Source organism: Variovorax boronicumulans (assembly GCF_040544675.1).
GTDB lineage: Bacteria > Pseudomonadota > Gammaproteobacteria > Burkholderiales > Burkholderiaceae_C > Variovorax > Variovorax boronicumulans_D.
This window is the reverse complement of record NZ_JBEPKK010000001.1, coordinates 545,033-568,477: the sequence shown is the minus strand read 5'-3', so window position 1 is coordinate 568,477 and position 23,445 is coordinate 545,033. Positions and strand designations below refer to the sequence as shown.

Below are 23,445 nucleotides of genomic sequence, written 5' to 3'. Positions count from 1 at the left end.
TTTAACCACCTGTAATTAGGAGTACGAAATGAGCGTTACCATTTCCGATCTGGTTGAGAGAGTTAAAAGTCATCGATGCTATTCGCACCCGATTTTCAAGAATTGGGTCAAGATCGAGCCCGAGCCTCCTGTGGTGGGAGCTCTTTTTCACCAGATCCAGAGTTTCTGCGCATCGACGCGTCCTGGATGGAATTTTCCGGATGCGCTCAAGGCGCACGGGCTGCACAGGCAAAGCGAATTGCTCGAGGAAATTGTAGAAAGCGAATCGGGCCACGGCCCCGAGCTGGCGACGATGGCGGGATATATCGTCAACCAATCGGCCGAGAAGCCGGTGTTTTCGGATCTCTACAACCAGGAGCAGGTCGAGGCGAAGCTCAAGGATTTTTCCAATCAATTGCTCGGCTCCCTGCCCGGCTACGACATGGAAACCGGAATGACCGCGCAGGTCAGAAAGGCCATCGGCGTCTTCGATCACCGCAAGATGACGGACATCGACAACACCTACCGAAACCTGGGCACCACGCTGGCACTGGAAATGATCTCCAACCAGCAATTGATTCCGGGCGAAAAATACTGCCTCGTGGACAGCGGCATCTACAACGTGGACCTCGAGGTGCCCGAAATGCATTACCTGCTGGAGCACTGGGGCGAAGTCGGCGCCGAGCAGCACCACGAGCAGAACGCCCGCACCGCGGTCGAACTCGCCTTGAAGACCGAATACGCCCACCTCGTGATCGAGGGCGCGGACGATTTTCTGGATTCGCTGACCGGCCTGTGGGACGTTCTGGATGCGGCCCTGCTGCAATCCGGTGTTGCCACCCAGCAAAGAAAAGTGGCCTATGTATAGCGGACGGCTTGTCGGCTTTTGCGCCTGAACAGCGTTTCAAGTACCGAATCAGGCTGCATATGGTCGCCTATCTGATTGGCCGGATGTCCATTGTGGATCCGGATCAATACAACCAATACAAGCAGCTCACGCCCGGGATCGTAGAAAAATTCGGAGGCAAATTCCTCACACGAGGCGGCGAGTGCATGCATCTGGAAGGCGCATTGGATGATCGGCGCGTGGTTCTTGTCGAATTCAAATCGGCCGATGCGGCAAGAAAATTCTACGAATCGCCGGAATACACCTTCGCGCGAGGATTGCGAAAGGACGCTGCAGTCGACATGCAGCTGATGGTGATCGAGGGATTCGAAGGGCATTAGCGCTTCGGTCCGGAATTTTTCTGATATTTAGAACAAACCAACTGGCATGACCGATGGAGACTCGGTCGTGCCGGAATCAACCATGACGACCATTGCACTGCCTGCTGCTTCAAAAAACAATTTCCTGTCCTTCGTTGCGCTTTTGCTCGGCGCAGCGGCGTTGGCGCTGGGCGGCGTTTTTCTTCGCCACAGTGAATTGCCCCCGACGGCCAGCGCGGTCTATCGGGTGGCGCTGGCAATTCCGATTTTCTTTCTGCTCGATATGCTGGCGGCCAGGGCCGAGCCTGTGAGAGCCGACGTGCCTGCGCCCGAAAAAATGCCGACCATTCCGATCAAGCTCATTCTTGTGGGATTTATTTTCTCCGGGAATCTGGCGCTTTATCACTGGTCGATGACACTGACCACGCTGGCCAATTCGAACCTTCTGGCCAATCTCGCGCCGATTTTCGTGGTGCTTGGGTCCAATCTGTTTCTGGGTAAAAAATTCAACTCCGGCTTCATGTTCGGCATGCTGTTCGCATTGGCCGGGGCATTCATCCTGATCGGCCATCGGCTCGATTTCGGTTCGAACTACATGACCGGAAATCTGCTCGGCCTTTTGACAGCCGTTTTTTACGGTTCCTATCTTCTGGCGGTCAGCCTGGTGCGCTCGAATTACCGAACGATGACCGTCATGGCATGGAGCAGCGTCGGCACGCTGATCGTTCTTTTGCCCATCACGCTCTTGCGTGGCGAATCGCTGGTTCCGCATACGCTTCACGGCATGCTGATGCTGCTGGCGCTGGCGGTCGTGTCCCATGTGGGGGGGCAGGGCCTCATTGCCTATGCGCTGGCCAAATTGCCGGCCGCGCTTTCTTCGATCACGTTGCTGGTGCAGCCGGTCATTGCAACCGTGCTCGGCGCTTATTTATTTCATGAATACCTGAGCATTCCCGAATTCGTGGGAGGCGCGATCATTCTGATCGGCATTGTCACGGCCCGCCGTTTTTCATAGGCATCTTGCACCCCGAAAATCATGTCACGTTATCTTTGCCATACCCAACCCGATTGTTTCGACTTCGAAGCCGACGTCATTGCGCGTCGCCCGAATGCCGTTCTCCTGGATCGCTCTTTCTTTTACCCGGGCGGCGGCGGGCAATTGGCCGATCGCGGCACGCTGCAATGGAATGGCGGCGAAATAAAAATAAGCCACATCGAAATGGCGGGCGGCAATGCATGGCATTGCTTCGACGAAGCCGACATCGGTGCGATTCCGCCCGACAAGCTCAGCGCCCGCGTGGACGCCGACTTCCGTTCCATGATGAGCCAATTGCACACCGGCCTGCACATCCTCAATGCACTGGTCTATCAGCGTTTCGAGGGCTCGCTGGTCACCGGCGTGCAGATGGCGGCCGACGGCACGGCCCGCATCGACTTCGACCTGCCCGACGTCGACAACAACGATCTGCGCAAGCTCGAGCCGGCGCTCAACACCCTCATCTCCGACGGGCTGCAAGTGAATGCGGTGTACGTCGATGCGGCCGGACTCGCACGCGAACCCGGCGTGCTGCGCAGCCGCTCCGTCGCACCGCCGCCCCAGGACGACGGCACCACGCGCATCATCGAGATCGTGGGGCTGGACCGGCAGGCCTGCGGCGGCACCCATCTGTCGAACACCTCGCAATCGGCGCCGCTGCGCATCCTGAAGATCGAGAACAAGGGACAGCACAACCGAAGGATCCGGATCGGGCTTGTCAGGTAGGCGGCGCGCCTACGCGCACCCATACACCCATGGACGAGCCGCACGCCCCGCGCGCCCTCCCCCTGCCCGAAGGATTCCTGCCGCCGGACTGCGCGTTCTCCGGGCAGGACTGGACCGCGCTGGCCCGGCAATGGTTTCCGGTCGCCCGCGTCGACGCGGTAGCGGCAAAGCCGAGGCAGGTGAGCCTGCTGGGCCTGCGGCTGGCCATCTATCGCCTGCCCGACGGCATTTGCATCGGCCGCGACCTGTGCCCGCATCGCGGCTTGCCGCTGAGCGCAGGGCGCATCGAAGGCGACGAGTTGGTGTGCGCCTACCACGGCCTGCGCTTCGGCGCCGACGGGCAGTGCCGCAAGGTGCCGGAGAAGCTGGCGCCCAAGGGCACGGAATGCTTCAGCTTGACGATGTTTCCCGCGGTGGAACGCCACGGTCTTGCCTGGACCTGCCTGATTCCCGGCGCGGAGCCTGCAATACCGGAGGTTCTCCCGGCGATGGAAGCGGTTGCACAAGACGACGGGGCCGCGCCTTCGATCGAGCGCCTTGCACTGAACGAGTACCGAAGGCTGTTCGACGCCATGTGACCGAAGTGACCGGCCTGACCGGCCTGACCGGAGGCAGCCTCACACGCATTGCCGCCGTCTCGCGCCCCATCTTTCAGCTTCAAATTTTCGCCAATATCGCCGCGTCGCCCCCTGCCATGCTTGGCCGCATAGCGAGGCCACTCCATGACGCAATCACTCCGCCAAGCCAGCCCCGAAGTCCTGAGCTTCACGCGCACGGTGCCCGATGTCGACCCCGTGGCGCTGTTGCTATATCTACACCGACTCCTGCTGTTTCTAGCCCACGCCCCGTTCCACTGAGACCACCCGACCCGCACATGACTGTCATGACCACCGTCGAGATCCTGCGAACCCTGGTGGCATTCGACACGACCTCGCATCGATCGAACCTGGACCTGGTCCACTGGATCGCCGACTACCTGGAGACGCACCGGGCGAACGTGCAGCTCGTGCACAGCGAAGACGGATGCAAGGCGAACCTGCTGGCCAGCATCGGGCCCGACACGGCGGGCGGCATGGTGCTCTCGGGGCACAGCGATGTGGTGCCGGTGGCCGACCAGCACTGGCGCTCCGCCCCCTTCACGCTGGTCGAGCGCGACGGCCGGTTCCATGGCCGCGGTGCGGCGGACATGAAGGGCTTCATTGCCGCCTGCCTGTCTGCCGTGCCGTCGTGGCAGCGGCGGCCTTTGAAGCGGCCGATCCACCTCGCGTTCTCTTACGACGAAGAGATCGGATGCCTTGGCGTTCCCCAGCTCTTGAGCCGCCTGAAGACGCAGGTGCAGGCGCCCGCGCTGGCCATCATCGGCGAGCCCACCGAGATGCGCATCGGCGTGAGGCACCGCGGCTTCTTCGGGCACCGGGCGCTGTTCAGCGGGCTGCCCGCGCACTCGAGCGACCCCTCGCTCGGTGCCAGCGCGATCGAGCCCGCCGCCTACCTGGTCACTTGCCTGGCCGGGCTGCGCCGAGGCTTTGCCGCGGAGGGCAGCGAGGCCACGCTCAACATCGGCCGCATCGACGGCGGCACCGCCCTCAACATCGTGCCGGGCTGCTGCGAGGTGTTGTGGGAGTTTCGGCCGCACGACGAAGCGGCGGTGCGGCGCGTGCGCGATGCGGTCCGCGATGCCCTGGCGGACCTTCCGGCGGGCGTCACGGTCCAGGCCGAGCAGGTGGCCGGCGTGCCGGCGCTGTCGGCGCACGACAACGACGCGGCGGTCTCGGTGGCGCGCGAACTGGGCGCGCTCTGGCCGGCGGCGGACCTGCCGTTCGGCACCGAGGCGGGCTTCTTCCAGCAGGTCGGTATTTCGACGGTGGTGTGCGGGCCCGGCTCCATCGCCCAGGCGCACCAGCCGGACGAATGGATCAGCGCCAGCCAGTTGCATGCGGCCGATCGCTTCATGCAATCGGCCGGCGCATGGGCGGCGGTGGCAACGCGCGGTTGATCAGCGCTTGGTGACCGACACCAGCTCCACTTCGAAGTTGAGCGTGGCGTTCGGCGGAATCACGCCGCCGGCGCCGCGCGCGCCGTAGGCAATGGACGGCGGGCAGGTCAGCTTGGCCTTGCCGCCCGGCTTCATCTTCTGCACGCCTTCGGTCCAGCACGGGATCACGCCGTTGAGCGGGAACTCGGTGGGCTCGCCGCGCTTGTAGGAGCTGTCGAATTCCTTGCCGCTGTCGGGGAAGGTGCCGCGGTAGTGAACCTTGACGGCGTCGGTGGCGGCGGGCGATGCGCCGGTGCCTTCCTTGAGCGACTGGTAGATCAGGCCGCTGGGCGTGGTCACCGGGGCGGATTGCGCAAAGGCTGCGGGAACGGCAAGGACGGACACGAGAGCGGCACAGAAAAAGGACTTCACGAAACACCTCGGGGATTGAAAGGACTCGATTATGGCCAGCGCCCCCGCGGCCGCTGTACGTCGATGTATCTAATGGAACGGCCCTTGCTTTGGTGAATGCGCACTGTCAACATTCACAAGAGAGAGAGGAAGCCCATGCGTTCCACCGAAGCCTCGCCGGCCGCATCGTCCGCGCCATCCGGCACCGGTCACCTGAAGAAGGTGCTCGGCCCCCTGCAACTCTGGGGCATTGCCGTGGGCCTGGTCATTTCGGGGGAGTACTTCGGCTGGAGCTACGGATGGAACACCGCCGGCACGCTCGGCTTTCTGGTCGCCACGCTGCTGGTGGCGACGATGTACACCACCTTCATCTTCAGCTTCACCGAGCTCTCCACCGCCATCCCGCACGCGGGCGGGCCCTTTGCCTATGCGCGGCGCGCGTTCGGCCCGACGGGCGGCTTCGTGGCGGGTTATGCGACGCTCATTGAATTCGTCTTTGCGCCGCCGGCCATTTCACTGGCCATCGGTGCTTATCTGAACGTGCAGTTTCCCGGCATCAACCCCAAGTGGTTCGCGCTCGGGGCGTATGTGATCTTCATTGCGCTGAACTGGGTGGGGGTGGGCATCGCGGCGGCCTTCGAGCTCTTCGTGACGGTGCTGGCCATCTTCGAACTCCTGGTGTTCATGGGGGTGGTCACGCCCGGCTGGACACTGGCCAACTTCGTTGCCAACGGCTGGGCCGGCGGCGACGTGCTCAACGGCGCGGCCATCTCGGGCATCTTCGCGTCCATCCCTTTCGCCATCTGGTTCTTCCTGGCCATCGAGGGCGCGGCCATGGCGGCCGAGGAGGCGCGCGATCCGCACCGCACCATTCCCATCGCCTACACCACCGGCATCGTCACGCTGGTGGTACTGGCCTTCGGCGTGATGATCTTCGCGGGCGGCGTGGGCGACTGGCGCAAGCTCGCCAACATCAACGACCCGCTGCCCCAGGCCATGAAGGTGGTGGTGGGCGAGAACAGCGGCTGGCTGCACATGCTGGTGTGGATCGGGCTCTTCGGGCTGATCGCCTCGTTCCACGGAATCATCATGGGCTACTCGCGGCAGATCTTTGCGCTGGCGCGCGCCGGTTATCTGCCCGCCTACTTTGCAGGGCTGAGCCCGCGCTTCCACACGCCGCACCGCGCGTTGCTGGCCGGGGGCGTGGTCGGCGTCATCGCCATCTTCAGCGACGAGTGGGTGCAATTCGGCGGGCAGACGCTCACCGCCAACATCGTGACCATGGCGGTGCTCGGCGCCATCGTGATGTACCTGATCTCGATGGCCGCGCTCTTCAAGCTGCGCAAGAGCGAGCCCGGCCTGCTGCGCCCCTACCGCGCGCCTTTCTACCCCGTGTTTCCGGCCATTGCGCTCGGGCTGGGCGTGGTGTGCCTGGGTGCGATGGTGTGGTTCAACTTCATGCTGACGGTGCTGTTCCTGGTGCTGATGGCTGCGGCCTACGGCTACTTTCTCATGACCTCGGCGCAGCGCAAGGCGGCCGCGCCGGACGAGATGCTTTCTTCGCCCACCACCCACGCCTGAAGGGCGATGCGAAAGACGATGCGATACAGCACCACCATCGCGGGACAAGTCTTCAACTTCGACGACCTCAAGCAGGTCATGGCCGTTGCCAGTCCGGCGCGTTCGGGCGACTACCTGGCGGGCGTGGGTGCGGCCACCGCGCAGCAGCGCATGGCCGCGCGCCATGTGCTGGCGGACACGCCGCTCAAGCAGTTCCTGACCGAAGCGCTCATTCCGTACGAGAGCGACAACATCACGCGGCTCATCATCGACAGTCACGATGCGGACGCGTTCGCGCCCGTGTCGCACCTCACGGTCGGCGACTTTCGCAACTGGCTGCTGTCCGACGAAGCCACGACCGCCACGCTCACCGCGCTCGCGCCGGGGCTCACCCCCGAGATGGTCGCGGCCGTGTCCAAGCTCATGCGCAACCAGGACCTGGTGTCGGTCGCGAAGAAGTGCACCGTGATCACGCGCTTTCGCGACACCATCGGCCTGCCCGGTCACCTGGCGGTGCGCCTGCAGCCCAACCACCCGACCGACGACCTGCGCGGCGTGGCCGCGTCCACGCTCGACGGGCTCCTGTACGGCGCGGGCGATGCGGTGATCGGCCTCAACCCCGCCTCCGACAGCATGCCGGTGCTGGGCCAGTTGCTGCACATGCTCGACGAGGTGATCCAGCGCTTCGAGATCCCCACGCAGAGCTGCGTGCTCACGCATGTGACCAACACGCTCAAGCTTGCCGAAGCCGGCGCGCCGGTGGACCTGGTGTTCCAGTCGATCGCGGGCACCGAGAAGGCGAACCTTTCTTTCGGCGTGACGCCCGAGCTGCTCGACGAGGCCTATGCCGCAGCGCTTGCATTGAAGCGCGGCACCATCGGCGACAACGTCATGTACTTCGAAACCGGCCAGGGCAGCGCGCTCTCGGCCAATGCCAACTTCGGCGTCGACCAGCAGACCTGCGAGGTACGCGCCTATGCGCTGGCGCGGCGCTACAAGCCCTTTCTCATCAACACGGTGGTCGGCTTCATCGGGCCGGAGTATCTGTACGACGGCAAGCAGATCATTCGCGCGGGCCTCGAAGATCATTTCAGCGGCAAGCTGCTGGGCCTGCCCATCGGCTGCGACATCTGCTACACCAACCACGCCGAGGCCGACCAGGACGACATGGACACCCTGCTCGTGCTGCTGGGCACCGCGGGCATCAACTTCATCATGGGCATTCCGGGCGCGGACGACGTGATGCTCAACTACCAGAGCACCTCGTTCCACGATGCGCTCTTCATGCGCCAGACGCTGGGCCTGAAGCGCGCGCCCGAGTTCGAGGCCTGGCTGCAGCGCATGCAGATCACCGATGCGGCAGGCCAGCTTGCGCCGCCCTCCTCCAACCGCTTGCTCGCCGACATGAGCGGCCTCAAGGCCCTTGCGCGATGACAGACGCCGTCACCCCCAACCCCTGGGCGCAATGGCGCTCCGCCACCCCCGCACGCCTGGCCCTCGGCCGAGCCGGCGCCGGGATGCCCACCGATGAAACGCTGCGCTTCGGCTGGGCGCATGCGATGGCGCGCGATGCGATCCATGCGGCGCTCGATGTAGCCGCGCTCGAAGCCACGCTGAGCGCACAACGTTGGGAAGTGGCCCGCGCACGCAGCCGTGCGGCGGACCGCACCACCTACCTGCGCCGCCCCGATCTGGGCCGCCAGCTCGACGACGCGGACGACGGACGCCTGCGCGGCATCGGGCGCTACGGCTGCGACGTATGCATCGTCATCGGCGACGGGCTCTCGTCGCTGGCGGTGGCACGGCATGCCGCGCCGCTCCTGGCCGCGCTGCGCTCGCACCTGCCGGCGGACACCCGCTACGCGCCCGTGGTCATCGCCACGCAGGCGCGCGTGGCCCTGGCCGACGAAGTGGGCGAGCTGTTCGGCGCGATGCTGTCGGTGATGCTCATCGGCGAGCGGCCGGGGCTGAGCTCACCGGACAGCCTGGGCATCTACCTCACGCATTCGCCCAAGCGCGGGCTGAACGACGCGGCGCGCAACTGCATCTCGAACGTGCGGCCCGAAGGCCTGCCCTGCGAAGCTGCCGCGTTCAAGCTGGCCTGGTTGATGCGCGAGTCGCTGCGCCGGGGGCTGACAGGCGTGGGGCTCAAGGACGAGAGCGACCTTGCGGTACTGGAGCAGCGCGATGCGCGGACGCCGGGGCTCATGCGATAGGCCTTCCCAGATGAATCAATACGCAATAAAATGATCTTTAAGCCGTTTAATAGTCATTTTATTGATGCCAAGAAGCAGCCACAGCCTTTCCGCCCTGCCCTCGCAGACCATCGCGCCCCTTGAAGGACTGGGCCTGCGCCTTCGCGCGCACAGGGTGCATCGCGAATGGACGATTGCCGAAATGGCCGAGCGCTTGCTGTGCTCCCCCAACACCCTGCGCGCACTCGAATCGGGCAAGCCCGGCACCAGCATCGGCTTGCTGGCCCATGCGCTGTGGCTTCTGGGCGAGATCGACTCGCTAGACAGCGTGGCCCCGGCTCCTACGGGACTGGCGGCGAAGCGACGTGTGCGCAGGTCGGCCACGCAAGGCGCGACGGGGGTGATTGCGGAGGACGAGCGTGACTTCTGACAGCCACGACGCCGAGCGGCGCATTTACGTCGGCCTCTCGCATCGCACCGGCGACGAGGTGCAACCGGCCGGCCTGATGAAGGTCGCGCGCCGCGGCGTTGTGGAGTCCGGCGAGTTCGCCTATGGCCGGCGCTACCTCGAAGATCCGGCAGCCGCTGCGCTCAACCCTGTGCACCTGCCGCTGCGCGATGCCGCCTTCGGGCTCGCCGAGCGCCGCATCCGCGACGGCGGCGCCATGCCGCTCACGCTGCGCGATGCGCTGCCCGACAGCTGGGGTCGCAAGGTGCTCGAAATTCGCGCGGGCCGGCCGCTCTCGGACATCGACGCACTGCTCCTGACCAACGAGGACCGCATCGGCGCGATGGTGTTTGCCGAAACGCTGCCCATCCGCAGCGGGGAGCCGCCCGCCACGCTCTGGTCGCTTCAGGCGCTCGCCGAAGCCTCGCGCCGCGTCGAGGATGGCATGGACATCGGCCCCGACATGCATCTGCTGCTGCGCGGCGGCAGCCTGGGCGGTGCGCGCCCCAAGGCTGCATTTGTGCTGGAGGGCCGGCGCTGCATCGCCAAGTTCGCATCGCGCGGCGACGACCACGACGTCGAAGTGATCGAAGCGGCCACGCTCTGGCTGGCCGACGCCTGCGGCATCGCAGTGCCGCCTTTTCTGCTGCAGCCTTTGGCGTCAGGACACGCCCTGCTGGTCGAGCGCTTCGACCGCGCAGGTCCGGTGACCGACGAGCGCCGCTTTCACTACCTCTCGGCTTCGGCGCTGCTCGATGTGCCCTATGACTCCAGCCGGGGCAGCTACGTCGAACTGGCGCAATTGCTGCGGCGTATTTCGGCACAGCCCCAGGAAGACTTGGCCGAGTTGTTCAGGCGGATGGTGTTCAACCTTGTGGTGGGCAACAGCGACGATCACGTGAAGAACCACGGCGCGCTGCAGGGCGAAGACGGACAGTGGCGCCTGGCGCCGGCCTTCGACCTGGTGATGCAGTTGGGTGGTCACACGGGGTATCAGGAGCTGGCCATTCTTGCGGGGCAGCATGCATCGAGCCTTGCGCTGGCGCGCGAGGCGGCGCCGCACTTCGGACTGACAGCGGCTGCTGCGGAAGAAATCATCGCTGCCATTGCCGAGACGGTCGCTGTTCATGCGGTGGGCAGCGTGGCGGCAGCAGGCGGCGACGGGGGGCTTGTGCGGCGGGTCGCGGCCTTCATCGAGCAGCAAGCGGAACGCATCGGCGCTTAGCGGCTCGGCGAGCTTCTTGCTTGACCTCGTTGCAGCAGCCCGCCGGGTTGCGCAGGAGGATTCCGATGCCGAACTTCTACTTGCCGCTCTCCGGCAATGTGCGCCAGGAAATCAATCCCTGGACCTGGTTGACCCGCATTAGCAACGGACAGCTGGGGTTCATCAACATCAACATGGGCAAGTCGTCGGACCCTGGTCTGGAACAGCAGATCCTGGATGACGTCGGAAGCTACGGACGGCAGATCGGGCAACTCGGCGATGCGCTGGAAGCGGTTCTCGCGCACATGAAGACCGACACCTGGGAACCCAAGGCCAAGGAAGCGGTTGATGCCTTCAGGTTTCAGCTTGCCGAGATTCGCCGGCTGAAGCTGAACCGGGCTGACGGCAAGACCTGACTCAGGCTCGGATATGCAGGGGCGCGAAGGACTTCACCAGATCGTCCAACGCCTTCAACTGCGTGAGAAAAGGCTCCAGCTGGTCCAGCGGCAGAGCGCTGGGGCCGTCGCATTTGGCCTGCGCCGGGTCGGCGTGCGCTTCAAGAAAGAGGCCCGCCAAGCCTACCGCCAGGCCGGCACGCGCCAGTTCCACCACTTGCTCGCGTCGCCCGCCTGACACAGCGGCGTTCGCATCGCGTTGCTGGAGGGCATGGGTCACGTCGAAGATGACGGGCAGGTTGCCGGTGACCTTCTTCATGGCACCGAAGCCAAGCATGTCCACCACCAGGTTGTCGTAGCCGAAACAGGTTCCCCGGTCGCACAGAATGACGGGGGAGTTGCCCACCTCCCTGATTTTTTCGACGATGTTCAGCACTTGGGGCGGGCTCAGGAACTGGGGCTTCTTGACGTTGATGACCTTGCCCGTCCTGGCAAGGGCAACGACCAGGTCCGTCTGGCGAGCGAGGAAGGCCGGCAGCTGCAAGACGTCCACCACTTCGGCGACCGGATCCGCCTGCCACGGCTCATGCACGTCGGTGAGCACAGGAACGCCGAACTCCGCCTTGACGGCCTCGAAGATTTTCAAACCCTCCTCCAGGCCGGGGCCCCGGAAGGAATGGATGGACGAACGGTTCGCCTTGTCGAAACTCGCCTTGAAGACGTAGGGGATGCCAAGCTTTCGCGTAACCCGGACATATTCTTCCGCGGCATGCAGGGCCATGTCCTTGGACTCGAGTACGTTCACGCCGCCAAACAGGACAAAGCCGTTGCTGTTGCTGACGTTGATTGCGGAGGTGATGGCGACGGTGGTCAAGAAGTGTTCTCCTGTAGTACTGCTCGCATTCTCGCGCGCCGGTCGGCCAGAAAATCCATGCCTTTGCCCGCCGCCGACGTGGGCGAGCGCCTGGTGCACACAATGCGTGCATGGAAGCCCTCAAGACTCTCGCACTGTTCGTCGCCACCGCCGTGGCTGAAATCGTCGGCTGCTACCTGCCGTACCTGTGGCTGAAGGAAGGCAGGTCGGCCTGGTTGCTTGTACCTGCAGCGCTGAGCTTGGCGCTGTTCGCCTGGATGCTGTCCCTTCACCCGACGGCCGCGGGCCGCGTGTACGCGGCCTACGGGGGCGTCTACATCGGCGTTGCCATCCTGTGGCTTTGGGCGGTGGACAAGGTCACACCGTCGGCCAGCGACTGGATCGGCGTGGCCGTGTGCTTCATCGGCATGGCCATCATCATGTTCGGGCCGCGCGAAGCGGCCCGCTGACACGGCGTCCCGCCCTCGGGCATCACACCAGGTCGAAGCGGTCCAGGTTCATCACCTTGGTCCAGGCCTTGACGAAGTCGCGGACGAACTTCGCCTCTGCATCGGCGCTTCCGTACACCTCGGCCAGCGCCCGCAGCTGGGCTTGCGAACCGAAGACCAGATCGGCGCGCGTGCCGGTCCATTTGCGTTGGGCGGTCTTGCGATCGCGCCCTTCGAACACCTCCTGGTCTTCCGACGCCGCCTTCCACTGCACGCCCATGTCGAGCAGGTTCACGAAGAAGTCGTTGCTCAATGCCTCCGGCCGCTGGGTCCACACGCCGTCCTGCGACTGGCCGACGTTGATGTTCAGCACGCGCAGGCCGCCGACCAGCACGGTCATCTCGGGCGCGCTCAGCGTCAGCAGCTGCGCCTTGTCGACCAGCAGGGCCTCGGTCGAGACGCTCTGCTTGCTCTTCAGGTAGTTTCGGAAGCCATCCGCGATCGGTTCGAGCACGGCGAAGGATTCCACGTCGGTCTGCGCTTGCGAAGCGTCCATGCGGCCCGGCGTGAAGGGCACTGTGACGGCATGACCCGCCTTTTTCGCAGCCTGCTCCACGCCCACTGAACCGGCCAGCACGATCAGGTCGGCCAGGGAGATTTTCTTGCCGCCGGACTGCGCGTCGTTGAATTCGCGCTGGATGCCTTCCAGCGCTTCGAGCACCTTGGCCAACTGCTCGGGTTGGTTGACGGCCCAGTCCTTCTGCGGCGCAAGACGGATGCGTGCACCGTTCGCACCGCCGCGCTTGTCGGAGCCGCGGAAGGTGGAGGCCGACGCCCAGGCGGTCGCCACCAGCTGCGAAACCAGCAGTCCCGAAGACGCGATCGTGCTCTTGAGCGCCGCGATGTCCTGCGCATCGACCAGCGGGTGATCGACCTCGGGAATCGGGTCCTGCCAGAGCAGTTCTTCCGCCGGGACCTCGGGGCCGAGGTAGCGGGTGCGCGGTCCCATGTCGCGGTGCGTGAGCTTGAACCAGGCGCGGGCGAATGCACCGGCGAACTGGTCCGGGTTCTGGTGGAAGCGCCTGGAGATCTTTTCGTAGGCCGGATCGAAGCGAAGCGAGAGGTCGGTGGTCAGCATGGTCGGCGAACGACGCTTGGAGGGGTCGTGCGCGTCCGGAATGGTCCCGGCGCCCGCGCCGTCCTTGGCGATCCATTGATGCGCGCCGGCCGGGCTTTGGGTCAGCTCCCATTCGAAGCCGAACAGGTTGTCGAAGAAGAAGTTGCTCCATTGCGTGGGCGTCTGGGTCCAGGTGACTTCCAGGCCGCTGGTGATCGCGTCGCCGCCCATGCCGGTGCCGAAGCTGCTGGTCCAGCCCAGGCCTTGCGCCTCGATGCCCGCGCCTTCCGGCTCCACGCCCACGAGCTTGGCATCGCCGGCGCCGTGCGTCTTGCCGAAGGTGTGGCCGCCGGCAATCAGCGCCACCGTCTCTTCGTCGTCCATCGCCATGCGGGCGAAGGTCTCGCGGATATCGCGGGCCGCGGCGAGCGGATCGGGGTTGCCGTTGGGGCCTTCGGGGTTGACGTAGATCAGGCCCATCTGGACGGCGGCGAGCGGGTTCTCGAGCACGCGGTCGCCGGAATAGCGCTTGTCGTCCAGCCAGGTCTTCTCGGCGCCCCAGTTGATGTGTTCCTCGGGCTCCCACACGTCAGCGCGCCCACCGGCGAAGCCGAAGGTCTTGAAGCCCATCGACTCCAGGGCGACGTTGCCCGCGAGGATCATGAGGTCGGCCCAGGAGATCTTCCTGCCGTACTTCTGCTTGATCGGCCACAGGAGCCGCCGCGCCTTGTCGAGGTTGCCGTTGTCAGGCCAGCTGTTGAGCGGTGCAAAGCGCTGCTGCCCCGCACCCGCGCCGCCGCGGCCGTCGAAGGTGCGGTAGGTGCCGGCGCTGTGCCAGGCCATGCGGATGAACAGCGGTCCGTAGTGGCCGAAGTCGGCCGGCCACCAATCCTGCGAGTCGGTCATGAGCGCCTGCAGGTCCTTCTTCACGGCCGCGAGGTCCAGGCTCTTGAATTCCTCGGCGTAGTCGAACTCCGTGTCCATCGGGTCGGACAACGTCGAATGCTGGTGCATGGCATTCAGCTTCAACTGATTCGGCCACCAGTCCCGGTTGGTCGTGGCGCTGGCGACGGCCGTGTGATTGAAGGGGCACTTTGCTTCGGTAGACATGTGGGCTCTGCTTTCCGTGGTGGATCGAGTGGGTGAGCGGCAAGGATATTCAGAGGCCACAATGCTGGGAAATTGAATGACTTCAATCCACGGATAGCCAGAACCTATTTTCTTTGCGGGCCACTTCCGCTCCCGGCAGTGAAAGCCTCAGGCGCTGCCTGCCTCGGCCGGCATGCGCCGGTAGTTCACTTCGACGGCCAGCGCCTCCTCGCCGGCGGGGCTGATGTTGTACATGCGCAGGTTCAGCGTGTCGTCGTCGGGCTGCTCGATGGCCGTGCGCCAGCCCCAGGTCGAGCCGCCCTCTTTGTCGCTGTAGCTGCCCAGCATCGACAGGCGCGGGTCGCCGCTGGTGCCGGTGCTGAACATGATGGACGTGCCGGTGCCGAAACTCTCGGCCCAGGCCGATTCGTACCGGCACTCGTCCAGATGATGGGCGATGAGCGCCACGCCTTGCATTGGCTCGCCGCCGCAGCGACCGGTGTATTCGTGCAACAGCACGCGACCGCCCAACAGCACGCGGATGCTGCCTCGCTGCACCGATTCGTCGGCCGGCTTGCCGGGCTCGAACCAGAGGCGGAAGCGGCCCTCCCACTGCCCTGCCATGCGCGCCAACTGCGCGTGCACGCCGTCAGCCAGCGAAGCTTCGAATTCCTTGCGGCCCATGTGCTTCTCCTTCGGGATTGCGGCGTGCGCGACGGACAAACTCTGCCACGAAGGAGGAACCCGTCAACTCCCGGAGCGAGGCAGTTCCCGAATCTCCACCGTGCCGCCAGCCTCATAAACCGGATTGCCCAAAAGAAACTGCTTGGCGCTTTCGAGGCTCACTGCGCGTACCCGGATGAAGCCGCTGAAATCATTGCCGGTCGGTTGGCTCGGCTGATTTTTCTTGAGGCACTCTCCACGCCCCATCGAGCTGCCACCGTCGAATTGGCCGGTGCCGCGGAGCGTTGCGATGTACTGCTCCCATTGTTTCGGGTCGTCTGCAGCTTTCCTATCGGTAGCGTCCTGATGCATCAGAAGCATGTACTCATTCACTCGTTTTCCCCTTTGGCCCCATCAACGCTTCGAATTTACAACGTGCCTTGCGAGGCGTTCGTCATCAGCCGCAAGTTCTGCACGGCCGCGCCTGCGGCACCTTTGCCCAGGTTGTCGAGAACCGCGCTCAAGACGATCTGACCGGTGCGTTCATTGCATGCAACGGCCAGGCTCATGTCGTTCGTGCCGTTGTGGACTTGCGGGTCCAGTTCGGTCATTGGCGCCGCGGAAGACATCGGCATCACATGCACATGCGCCGCATCGCGGTATCGCTCCACGAGGCATTCGTGAATGCGCAAGCCGGAAACATCGGCGCTCAGCATTCGCGCGTGCAGTCCGATGGTGAGCACGATGCCCTGCCGGTAGCTGCCATAGGCCGGCACGAAGATGGGCCGCTCCGCCAGGCCGCCGTAGGACTCGATTTCCGCCACGTGCTTGTGTTCGAGCGCCAGGCCATAGACCTTCAACGAATGCGCCGCTGCGCCGCCAGCTGCGGCCTCGTGCGCTTCCGCCCCCGCCCTGCCCTGACCCGAATAGCCCGAGACGGCGTGGATGACCAGCGGATAGTCGGCGGGCAACAGGCCCGCATCCGTCAGCGGCCGCAGCAAAGCGACCGCCGCCGTGGGATAGCAGCCCGGATTCGTGACCCGCAGCGCCGAGGCGATGCGTTCAGCTTGCAGTGCATCGAGCTCCGGCAAACCGTAGACCCAACCCGGGCTGATGCGGTGCGCCGAGCTGGCGTCGATGACACGCACCGAAGGGTTCTCGATCATCGCCACTGCGTCGCGCGCCGCGGCATCGGGCAGGCAGAGGATGGCGATGTCGCACGCGTTGAGCGCGTCCCGGCGGGCGGCCGCATCCTTGCGCAGGCTTGCCGGCAATGTGCGGATGCGAAAGTCCCCGCCCCGAAGGCGGTTCTGCAGATCAAGGCCGGTGGTTCCCTGGTCGCCGTCGATGAAGATGTTGAGGTCCATGGCACGCAATCGTAGGGATGTGACCTCGATGGCTCCAGCTAAATATACGCAACCCCAGATTAAGAAAAGTTAAATTAGCGCCATGCGAGAACTGAGCCTTGACCATCTGCGCACCCTGGTCGCCGTCGCCGATCTCGGCTCCCTGGCCAATGCCGCGCGCGCCCTTCACCTGGCCGCCCCCACCGTCACTGTCCAGCTTGCGGAACTGGAGTCGCGCCTGGGCGGCCAGCTGCTCGTTCGCGGGCGGGGGCCGGCGCAGGCCACCGCCTTGGGAGAACGCTTCATCGCGCGTGCCCGCAGGTTGCTCGCGGACGCCGACGACGCGGTGGAGGACGTTCGACGCCAGCTCGCAGGCCAAACCGGCCGCGTGCGGGTGGGCGCTTCGACGGGCGCCATTGCCCACCTGCTGCCGCCCGCACTCGAACGCCTGGCCCGAAAGCACCCCGGCATCGACGTGAATGTGCAGGTGCTGACCTCCAACGACAGCATGGCCCGGCTCGCCGCGGGCAGCCTCGACCTCGCGGTCGTGGCGCTGCCGCAGGCGCCGGTGCGCGGCGTTCATGTCACGCCCCTGCGGCGCGAGGCTGTCGTCGCCTTTCTGCCGGCGGACTGGAGAGCACCCAAGCGGCTGACCCCGCAATGGCTGGCCCAGCGCCCGTTGATCATGAACGACGCCTCCACACGTCTTTACCGGCTAACCGCGGAATGGTTCTCCGCGGCCGGCGTGCACTGCAGGCCGCGCATCGAGCTCAATTACAACGATGCGATCAGGACGCTGGTCGCCGCCGGCTATGGCGCAGCCTTGCTGCCGGAGGAATCGCAAGAGCCCACGCATGACCCTCGCATCGTCGTGCGCCCGCTCAGCCCAGCGCTATGGCGGCAGCTGGGCCTGGCGGTCAGTGAACGGGGCGCCAGTGGACCTACCGCTTTTGTTTTGGAGGCGTTGCTGCCTGAGAGGGGTTTGGCTGCTTGAGTACAGCGCGTGCGGGGATTCAACCGATCGATGCAACGGCTTGGTTGGGTCTTTGTCCGTCAAGCCAATGGCGCTAACGGGCTTGTTCAAGACGGCGGCACGACCGGCTAAAGTCGGCGAGCAATACACGTTCGCAGCGACTCACCCAGGAGAGACCACGGACCATGACAGATGCAGTTTCTTCAGCCCTACAGGCGCATCAATCGTCTGCGACCTACCAAGTGCTCAACTTGGCGTTTGCCTTTGAATGCGTAGCGCGAGTCCGTCACTTGCTTGAAGACGAGGGCGTCCTGCGCTGCCTCGACGTGCTGGAGGCGTACCTCAAGGGCGAGGCCGACCTGCAGGCCCTTGAGAAAGCAGCGGCCGAGGCCGCAGCCCTCGCCATTGGGCACCAAGGCTCCCGATCACTGGACGGCGTGGGTCACGCTGCTGTATCGGCAAGCTATGCGGTGGCCAACGCACTGGCTGGCAGGGCTGTCCAAGCGGCGGACTATGCCGCGTACGCTGCGGTCTACGGCGAAGGTGGCTACGGCGCAGTCTCCGATCCCGAGTCATTTGTCGCTGAGCGGAACTGGCAGGTCGCAGCGATTGAGCGGCTTGCGAGTACTCTTGCAGCGCGATGAGTGGTTTCGCCAAGCGAGTGGCTGGTTGGCCAAGACAAGTCTCTCGCCAGCACAGCGGAACTGGTCAACAGCGGTCACCTGCTACCGAACATCGCTCATGCATCCTTCCAGGACTGAAAGTCGGCGTCTGATGCCCTCAAACTTCGGAAACTTGTTGCTGTTCTGGCTTAGAGCCATCTTGGCGATAGGGACATTTGTTTTCGCCGGTGCGGCTCGGGCGCAGACCGACGGCCCCTCGGTCCCAATCAACGCCAGCGTCATCCGAGATATCGCCGTCGGGGCCGCGGCGGCCGTCGAGCAGAACTACGTCTTCGCGGATCGCGCGGCAGACATCGCCAAGCACATTCGCGGTAAAGAGAGTTCCGGCGGTTACGCGTCTATCCGCACCGCCCAGGAGCTTCGCCTCCAACTGGAGACAGACCTGCGATCCGTGAATGGCGACAAGCACTTGATGGTTTTGTTTAGTCCCATTCCCTCGGCAGGCCTGGCACCATCATCGCCTTCCACGAAAGTCACCGAAGAAGAGCGACGCTACTATTCGTACGCAAATAGTGGCTTCGTCAAGGCTGAGCGGTTGGAGGGCAACATTGGCTACCTCGACATCAGAGGCTTCTCCAAGCCAGAGGCCCTTCAAGATGTGGCGGCTGCGGCTTTCGGCTTCGTCGCCGATACCGCCGCGCTGGTCATCGACATGCGGCACAACGGAGGCGGTTGGCCAGCCGGGGTTGCCTGGGTGACCAGCTATCTTTTCCGAGATCGAGTTCATCTGAACGATCTCTTGCATCGAAAAAACAATCGGATCGAAGCGTTTTGGACGACTCCAGGCGTCCCGGGCCGGAAGTTCACCGAGCGCCCCGTGTACGTTCTTACCAGCAAGGACACCTTCTCCGGAGGCGAGGAGTTCGCATACAACCTGCAAGCCTTGAAACGGGCCACGGTGATAGGAGAAGTCACAGGCGGGGGTGCTCACCCGGTAAAGCCATTTCGCCTTAGCGAGCACTTTGAAGTATTGGTGCCTTTCGCCCGAGCTGTGAATCCCATCACCAAGGACAACTGGGAGAGCCGCGGGGTGCAGCCTGACATCGCTGTGCCTGCCGACGCCGCACTGAACCGCGCTTACCTCGCCGCATTGCAGGCGGCGCGGGCGGCGGAACTGGACCCCGTTCTGGTTGCCGACCAAGACAGGGCGATTACTGCCGCGCGCTTGGCGGCATCGAACGCGGGAAAAAAGTAGGCGCACGGCGGATTTCGGCCAGAAGCGGAAGTTCGTGCACGACGGCTTTCAGGTAGGCTATCCAGAGGACCTCCTTACCAATCGTGAAGACTGACAATGGAATCCTATTCAACGCGCTGCCTCTTCGAGTGGGAACCACGGGACGGACAGAAGAAGGCTCATCTATACGAAGAGCGCATCACGTTGTGGCAAGCCGAGTCCGCAGACGAGGCCATAGAGATGGCGAAACGCGAGGCGAAAGCCTATGCAGGGGAAGACTCGACCTACCTTGACGTTTGCCAGTCCTATTGGCTCGTTGATCCCGTTGCGGCGTCGGGCGTCGAGGTCTTCTCTCTGTTGCGCGAGAGCGACCTTGAGCCAAGTGCGTACATCAACGCGTTTTTCGAGACTGGCGATGAGCACCAGCGTAGCTAATAGATTCGCGGAGGCACCGCATACGGCCACCCTAAAACGCGCGGGAATCGTCCTCGTGGTTGCCGGTCTGCTGGACATCTGCGTCTTGATCTACTCGATCGTGAGCCGCATTCCATATTCATCGAGCATCAGCGTATTTGCTGTTATCGGTGGCGTCTTCCTTCTCCGCGGCAGCCTGCAAGCAGCTTCTCATGTTCAGTGGTTTGCACTCCTCATAGCCGCCGCGCTTATTTCGATGCTCGTTGTCTCTCCGGCTCTTCAACCTACTGACCTGACGCTCACAGAGATTCGGCTGCACCCCCACGTTGCTCTCGTTGGAATCACGCTGTTCGTGTTCACCATGGCTCTTCTGATTTGGCTCGTAAAAGAACTCGGATCACCCCAGGTTCGAGCAGCGCGTGCCGCAGCCGGACAGAAAGAACGTAGCGCACGAATGCCGATCGCCGTTGGTATCTGCCTGGCGCTGGCATTCGCGACCGTCAGCGTATTGGTTCAGCGTAGCGACGCGGCCATCAAGGCCATCGAAGTCGTCGGGGCAGCCAACGGCCCGGAATATCGCTACCACGTCAGCTCGCTCAACTATCGCGGTAGCAACCAAGGCAAGAGCGTCTCCGGCATCGTCACAGCCTGGAACAAATACGAGATCAAGAATGTGCCCTTTCGTTGGGAGGACTGATGTCGCGTCGGACGTTCGCGGGGCTCCACGCGAAGCCCTGAGACCACTATTCGCTGGCTAGCGTGACTGGTGGGCCCCTTTGTGCTGGCCGCGCGTAAGGCTACAGTCGGCCAGAAGCAGTCGTCCGATTCCGGAGAAGATACCTCCAGATCGCAGGCATACGAGGCGGGAGTACGGGTGTTTGATGGGCTTAAATTGTGAGCATTTATCGCGCCGCGCCATTTTTTAGAATGAGTTCCGCACCATCGTCCGTGCGAACTTTCGACAGCCATTCCTACTACCACTTACACGCTCACGCTCCACATGAAGTTGAAATATCTCCAACTTGTCTCTCTTCTGCTCGCGGGAGTCGTTCACGCCGCTCCAAAAGATCTGGACGGGGTGACGCTTGAAATTCCTGTTCCCTCCGGTTATTGCGAGCTAGGCGCGTCAAGGTACGAGTCCGCAATACGAGCTGAACAGGCCCAGTTCAACTTGAACAAGAGTCGAATCGTCTCCACGTTTGGCCCCTGCGATGAAGTCAAGGAGCTCCGGACGGAAAAACGTCAACGCCTCGACAAGATGGGTCAATACACGACACCGCTCAAAGATGGAAAGGTATTAGAGGCTCCCAACGGCTTCACTCGTAGATATTTCATTAATTTCTCGCTGAGCGCCAAAGGGGCCGAACACCGCAAACGTGGCATGGATTCGGGGCTGGCGGCGCTGCGCTCGTTCTCGCCTGGAGTCGATGCGCCTCAAGATCTTGGCTTCATCGACGACGACGACCGCGCAATTTATTCAGCCAGCGTAATGTCGAGCGCGATGGACTCAGGCGATGCTGGGGTCTTGGTCGTTGTCAGTGGTCAAACAGTCGTCCGAAATCGGGTTATCCACGTAGCCTTGATGCAGGTGGCCCCATCCAAGCCTGACGTCACAAAGCTGCTTGCGGAGCAAAAGAGGACCGTTGAGAGTCTCATCCGAGCGAACGGTGACTAGGGGCTGTTTTTTTGGTGCCCGACCTCGGTCTGTCATGGCCTATTCACATGTGCTGAACTTAAGATGCTCAAAGAACACTTTTTAGAATGGGACTACAGCGACCCTGCGTCTGCTGAAGCAATTTCAGATGCAGAGATAGAGCTTGGTATTCGGTTCCCCATCGTCGGCACGAACATCGTTGACGTCTATCGAACGGACTTCAGGCAGTTCAAAGACAAGTTCGCGTCGCTTTGAGCGACTGCTATCTGGCGGCGTGGACGTCTGCAAAGGGCCCAAAACGGTCATCGGCCCTGCTCCCAAGCAGTCATTCGCTGCTTGGTTGCGCCCGGCGGAATCGGTGGTCAGCTGCGGGTGTCTGACACTCTCGGGCACCTGGAACGGAGCGTTTTGCTTACCCAACCTTGGTTCTGCGTGAGCCCTGCCTTGTAGCCCACAGCAATCCAATGAGATTGGCCGAAACTCCTGTCGACGCCATTGCGTAACCGACGAAGAGAATCCCCCTCCAGCGTCGTTCGCTGATGACCAGCGTCTCCCCCTGAAATGAGGCGTAGCCCCATGCGAGAACGTCGGGCAGCCAGTGCAGGGCGACAAGAATTAGCAAGAGGAATGCAGCGTTCTTCGCGAAGCCACGCCAATCAGGCGGACGGTAGGCGACTGAGGCACCCGCGGCCATAGCATGGGAGACGTGCCGTCTTGCTGCAAAAAACGCGAAGGTGCAAAGCAGAAATCCGATTGCTGTGCCAGTTGCGATGCCAAGCACTGCGGCGGTCAACATGGGCTTTCCTCTATGAACGGGTTGTTGTTTTGAACGGCCGAACCAGCGACAGCTTCTGGCCGCATGCCGCCGCTACGGTTGAGCTCGCGCCTGCGCCAAATCGTACTCGGACGGAGAGGATGCATTGTGGGTGAGCCGTCCTCCACGCTGGAAATGCTCCATCGCCATGGGGCCAACCCAGTACGCGTTCACCCGCTCGAACAGCCTCCCGATTGCATTGGCGAAAGCAGATTGAAGCCTCCTAGCCTGCAGTGCATCAGACGCGGTCGCGACGCGGCCCGAGATGAGCGTCATGTTCACGTCGAAGCCGCCATGGCTTAGGGTGACACTGGCCGGATTGAGCAGCTGGTCTATCGCAAAGCGGGTAGCACCGAGCGAAGTGGGAATTGGTCGAACTTGCACCGCCACGTCGGCAGGCATGACCAGATAGGTTGCGCAGTCAATCGACGAAGCCGCCGCCGGCACGCGCAGACTAGGAAGCGCCCGACCGGCGTGCACAGATGTAACGTCGGGTGTGTCAAAGATGCCGGCCAGCGTATAGGAGACGGCGGCCTTGCTTTCGACGGCGTCAAACACCAAGAGCAAGTCGCCGGGCAACGCGAAGAAGTGTCGCTGGGTCATGTCTGTCGGTCAGTTCTCGGCAGATTGGAGGGCAAGCATGAAGGTCCGGTGTTGGCCGAAAACGGTACAACCAACAACCCGCCATCGACACCTACCCCACCACCCGCTGCACAAGCTGCAGCTCATTCCCCGCAGGATCACGAAGCGTAGCCAGAACACCGCCCCACTCCTGCCGCTCCGGCGGCCCGGCAAAGACAACGCCCCGCTTCGACAGCTCCGTGAACTTCGCCTGAATGTCCGCGACATCGAAAGACAGCCCGGTGAACCGCCCCACCAGGACCTGGTCTTCCGCCGGCGCATTCGCATCGACATGCTCGACCACCAGGCTCATCGCTCCCGCATCGAACACGCAAAAGCCTTGTGCGCTTCCATCGGCCTTGATGGGCAAGCCCAGCACCTCTTGGTAGAACCGTGAGGCGCCCGGCAGGTCGGCTACAAAAATGCGCGCGGTACGAAGCTGCATGGTTTCTCCTGAAAA

General features: G+C 63.4%; 29 protein-coding genes. 20 read left to right on the top strand and 9 right to left on the bottom strand.

All coding sequences use genetic code 11. From position 1 onward, the window contains the following. Positions 1-28 precede the first annotated feature (28 nt). The 6 genes from ABIC90_RS02665 (at position 29) to argE (ending at position 4,943) form a co-directional block, all read left to right on the top strand. Positions 29-847, top strand: coding sequence for a hypothetical protein (locus ABIC90_RS02665; protein WP_354352478.1), 819 nt, complete (start codon positions 29-31; stop codon positions 845-847). A 59-nt stretch (positions 848-906) separates the two neighbouring features. Next, positions 907-1,206, top strand: a complete 300-nt coding sequence (locus ABIC90_RS02660; protein WP_354352477.1) for a DUF1330 domain-containing protein — start codon at positions 907-909, stop codon at positions 1,204-1,206. A gap of 82 nt (positions 1,207-1,288) precedes the next feature. Then, entirely contained in the window at positions 1,289-2,200 is a 912-nt protein-coding gene (locus ABIC90_RS02655) for a DMT family transporter (protein WP_354352476.1), read from the top strand. Positions 2,201-2,221: 21 nt separating this feature from the next. Then, entirely contained in the window at positions 2,222-2,947 is a 726-nt protein-coding gene (locus ABIC90_RS02650; RefSeq protein WP_354352475.1) for an alanyl-tRNA editing protein, read from the top strand. Between the two features lie 29 nt (positions 2,948-2,976). Continuing rightward, on the top strand, positions 2,977-3,525 hold the full coding sequence (locus ABIC90_RS02645) for a Rieske 2Fe-2S domain-containing protein (protein ID WP_354352474.1): 549 nt from the start codon (positions 2,977-2,979) through the stop codon (positions 3,523-3,525). 296 nt (positions 3,526-3,821) lie between these two features. Further along, positions 3,822-4,943, top strand: coding sequence for an acetylornithine deacetylase (gene argE, locus ABIC90_RS02640; protein WP_354352473.1), 1,122 nt, complete (start codon positions 3,822-3,824; stop codon positions 4,941-4,943). Here argE and ABIC90_RS02635 read toward each other — a convergent pair whose 3' ends face one another. Further along, entirely contained in the window at positions 4,944-5,354 is a 411-nt protein-coding gene (locus ABIC90_RS02635) for an FKBP-type peptidyl-prolyl cis-trans isomerase (RefSeq protein WP_354352472.1), read from the bottom strand. A gap of 135 nt (positions 5,355-5,489) precedes the next feature. On the opposite strand from ABIC90_RS02635, the gene eat reads away from it, so the two are divergent. From eat to ABIC90_RS02605, 6 genes are all read left to right on the top strand, one after another. Then, positions 5,490-6,914 carry an ethanolamine permease gene (eat, locus tag ABIC90_RS02630; protein WP_354352471.1) on the top strand — a complete coding sequence of 475 codons (1,425 nt, stop codon included), beginning with the start codon at positions 5,490-5,492 and terminating at the stop codon, positions 6,912-6,914. Between the two features lie 18 nt (positions 6,915-6,932). Next, a complete protein-coding gene (locus tag ABIC90_RS02625; protein ID WP_354352470.1) occupies positions 6,933-8,327 on the top strand; it encodes an ethanolamine ammonia-lyase subunit EutB in 1,395 nt (464 codons plus the stop codon). Next, complete coding sequence (gene eutC, locus ABIC90_RS02620; protein WP_354352469.1) at positions 8,324-9,109, top strand: ethanolamine ammonia-lyase subunit EutC; 786 nt, start codon at positions 8,324-8,326, stop codon at positions 9,107-9,109. The genes ABIC90_RS02625 and eutC overlap by 4 nt, the downstream gene beginning before the upstream one ends. Positions 9,110-9,173: 64 nt before the next feature. Beyond that, the gene (locus ABIC90_RS02615) at positions 9,174-9,518 is read left to right on the top strand and encodes a helix-turn-helix domain-containing protein (protein ID WP_354352468.1); all 345 of its coding nucleotides are present in this window, start codon (positions 9,174-9,176) and stop codon (positions 9,516-9,518) included. Beyond that, entirely contained in the window at positions 9,508-10,761 is a 1,254-nt protein-coding gene (locus tag ABIC90_RS02610) for a type II toxin-antitoxin system HipA family toxin (RefSeq protein WP_354352467.1), read from the top strand. The genes ABIC90_RS02615 and ABIC90_RS02610 overlap by 11 nt, the downstream gene beginning before the upstream one ends. Before the next feature lie 65 nt (positions 10,762-10,826). Then, positions 10,827-11,156 (top strand): hypothetical protein, encoded by a 330-nt coding sequence (locus tag ABIC90_RS02605; RefSeq protein ID WP_354352466.1) that lies wholly within the window; start codon positions 10,827-10,829, stop codon positions 11,154-11,156. A gap of 1 nt (position 11,157) precedes the next feature. Here ABIC90_RS02605 and kdsA read toward each other — a convergent pair whose 3' ends face one another. Further along, a complete protein-coding gene (gene kdsA, locus ABIC90_RS02600; RefSeq protein ID WP_354352465.1) occupies positions 11,158-12,009 on the bottom strand; it encodes a 3-deoxy-8-phosphooctulonate synthase in 852 nt (283 codons plus the stop codon). A gap of 110 nt (positions 12,010-12,119) precedes the next feature. Here kdsA and ABIC90_RS02595 point away from each other — a divergent pair, with 110 nt between their 5' ends. Then, positions 12,120-12,458: a YnfA family protein gene (locus tag ABIC90_RS02595; RefSeq protein WP_354352464.1), complete on the top strand. Its 339-nt coding sequence runs from the start codon at positions 12,120-12,122 to the stop codon at positions 12,456-12,458. A 22-nt stretch (positions 12,459-12,480) separates the two neighbouring features. Here ABIC90_RS02595 and katG read toward each other — a convergent pair whose 3' ends face one another. The 4 genes from katG to argC all read right to left on the bottom strand — a co-directional run bounded on the left by katG (position 12,481) and on the right by argC (position 16,673). Further along, entirely contained in the window at positions 12,481-14,664 is a 2,184-nt protein-coding gene (katG, locus tag ABIC90_RS02590) for a catalase/peroxidase HPI (protein WP_354352463.1), read from the bottom strand. 147 nt (positions 14,665-14,811) lie between these two features. Further along, positions 14,812-15,327 (bottom strand): DUF1579 domain-containing protein, encoded by a 516-nt coding sequence (locus tag ABIC90_RS02585; RefSeq protein WP_354352462.1) that lies wholly within the window; start codon positions 15,325-15,327, stop codon positions 14,812-14,814. Positions 15,328-15,390: 63 nt separating this feature from the next. Next, complete coding sequence (locus ABIC90_RS02580) at positions 15,391-15,687, bottom strand: hypothetical protein (protein WP_354352461.1); 297 nt, start codon at positions 15,685-15,687, stop codon at positions 15,391-15,393. Positions 15,688-15,734: 47 nt separating this feature from the next. Continuing rightward, the gene (argC, locus tag ABIC90_RS02575) at positions 15,735-16,673 is read right to left on the bottom strand and encodes an N-acetyl-gamma-glutamyl-phosphate reductase (RefSeq protein WP_354352460.1); all 939 of its coding nucleotides are present in this window, start codon (positions 16,671-16,673) and stop codon (positions 15,735-15,737) included. An 82-nt stretch (positions 16,674-16,755) separates the two neighbouring features. On the opposite strand from argC, the gene ABIC90_RS02570 reads away from it, so the two are divergent. The 7 genes from ABIC90_RS02570 to ABIC90_RS02540 all read left to right on the top strand — a co-directional run bounded on the left by ABIC90_RS02570 (position 16,756) and on the right by ABIC90_RS02540 (position 21,805). Then, positions 16,756-17,646 carry a LysR family transcriptional regulator gene (locus ABIC90_RS02570; RefSeq protein WP_354352459.1) on the top strand — a complete coding sequence of 297 codons (891 nt, stop codon included), beginning with the start codon at positions 16,756-16,758 and terminating at the stop codon, positions 17,644-17,646. Positions 17,647-17,810: 164 nt separating this feature from the next. Further along, positions 17,811-18,269 (top strand): putative immunity protein, encoded by a 459-nt coding sequence (locus ABIC90_RS02565; RefSeq protein ID WP_354352458.1) that lies wholly within the window; start codon positions 17,811-17,813, stop codon positions 18,267-18,269. Between the two features lie 130 nt (positions 18,270-18,399). Further along, entirely contained in the window at positions 18,400-19,503 is a 1,104-nt protein-coding gene (locus ABIC90_RS02560; RefSeq protein ID WP_354352457.1) for a S41 family peptidase, read from the top strand. A 96-nt stretch (positions 19,504-19,599) separates the two neighbouring features. Further along, positions 19,600-19,917, top strand: coding sequence for a hypothetical protein (locus tag ABIC90_RS02555; RefSeq protein WP_354352456.1), 318 nt, complete (start codon positions 19,600-19,602; stop codon positions 19,915-19,917). Further along, complete coding sequence (locus ABIC90_RS02550; RefSeq protein WP_354352455.1) at positions 19,898-20,593, top strand: hypothetical protein; 696 nt, start codon at positions 19,898-19,900, stop codon at positions 20,591-20,593. Before ABIC90_RS02555 ends, ABIC90_RS02550 begins: the two co-directional genes overlap by 20 nt. A gap of 303 nt (positions 20,594-20,896) precedes the next feature. After that, complete coding sequence (locus ABIC90_RS02545; RefSeq protein WP_354352454.1) at positions 20,897-21,571, top strand: hypothetical protein; 675 nt, start codon at positions 20,897-20,899, stop codon at positions 21,569-21,571. A 63-nt stretch (positions 21,572-21,634) separates the two neighbouring features. Beyond that, on the top strand, positions 21,635-21,805 hold the full coding sequence (locus ABIC90_RS02540; protein ID WP_354352453.1) for a hypothetical protein: 171 nt from the start codon (positions 21,635-21,637) through the stop codon (positions 21,803-21,805). Positions 21,806-21,962: 157 nt separating this feature from the next. Here ABIC90_RS02540 and ABIC90_RS02535 read toward each other — a convergent pair whose 3' ends face one another. The 3 genes from ABIC90_RS02535 to ABIC90_RS02525 form a co-directional block, all read right to left on the bottom strand. Continuing rightward, on the bottom strand, positions 21,963-22,346 hold the full coding sequence (locus ABIC90_RS02535; protein WP_354352452.1) for a hypothetical protein: 384 nt from the start codon (positions 22,344-22,346) through the stop codon (positions 21,963-21,965). A 72-nt stretch (positions 22,347-22,418) separates the two neighbouring features. Further along, positions 22,419-22,967: a hypothetical protein gene (locus ABIC90_RS02530; protein WP_354352451.1), complete on the bottom strand. Its 549-nt coding sequence runs from the start codon at positions 22,965-22,967 to the stop codon at positions 22,419-22,421. Positions 22,968-23,058: 91 nt separating this feature from the next. After that, complete coding sequence (locus ABIC90_RS02525; protein WP_354352450.1) at positions 23,059-23,430, bottom strand: VOC family protein; 372 nt, start codon at positions 23,428-23,430, stop codon at positions 23,059-23,061. Between the last annotated feature and the right edge of the window lie 15 nt (positions 23,431-23,445).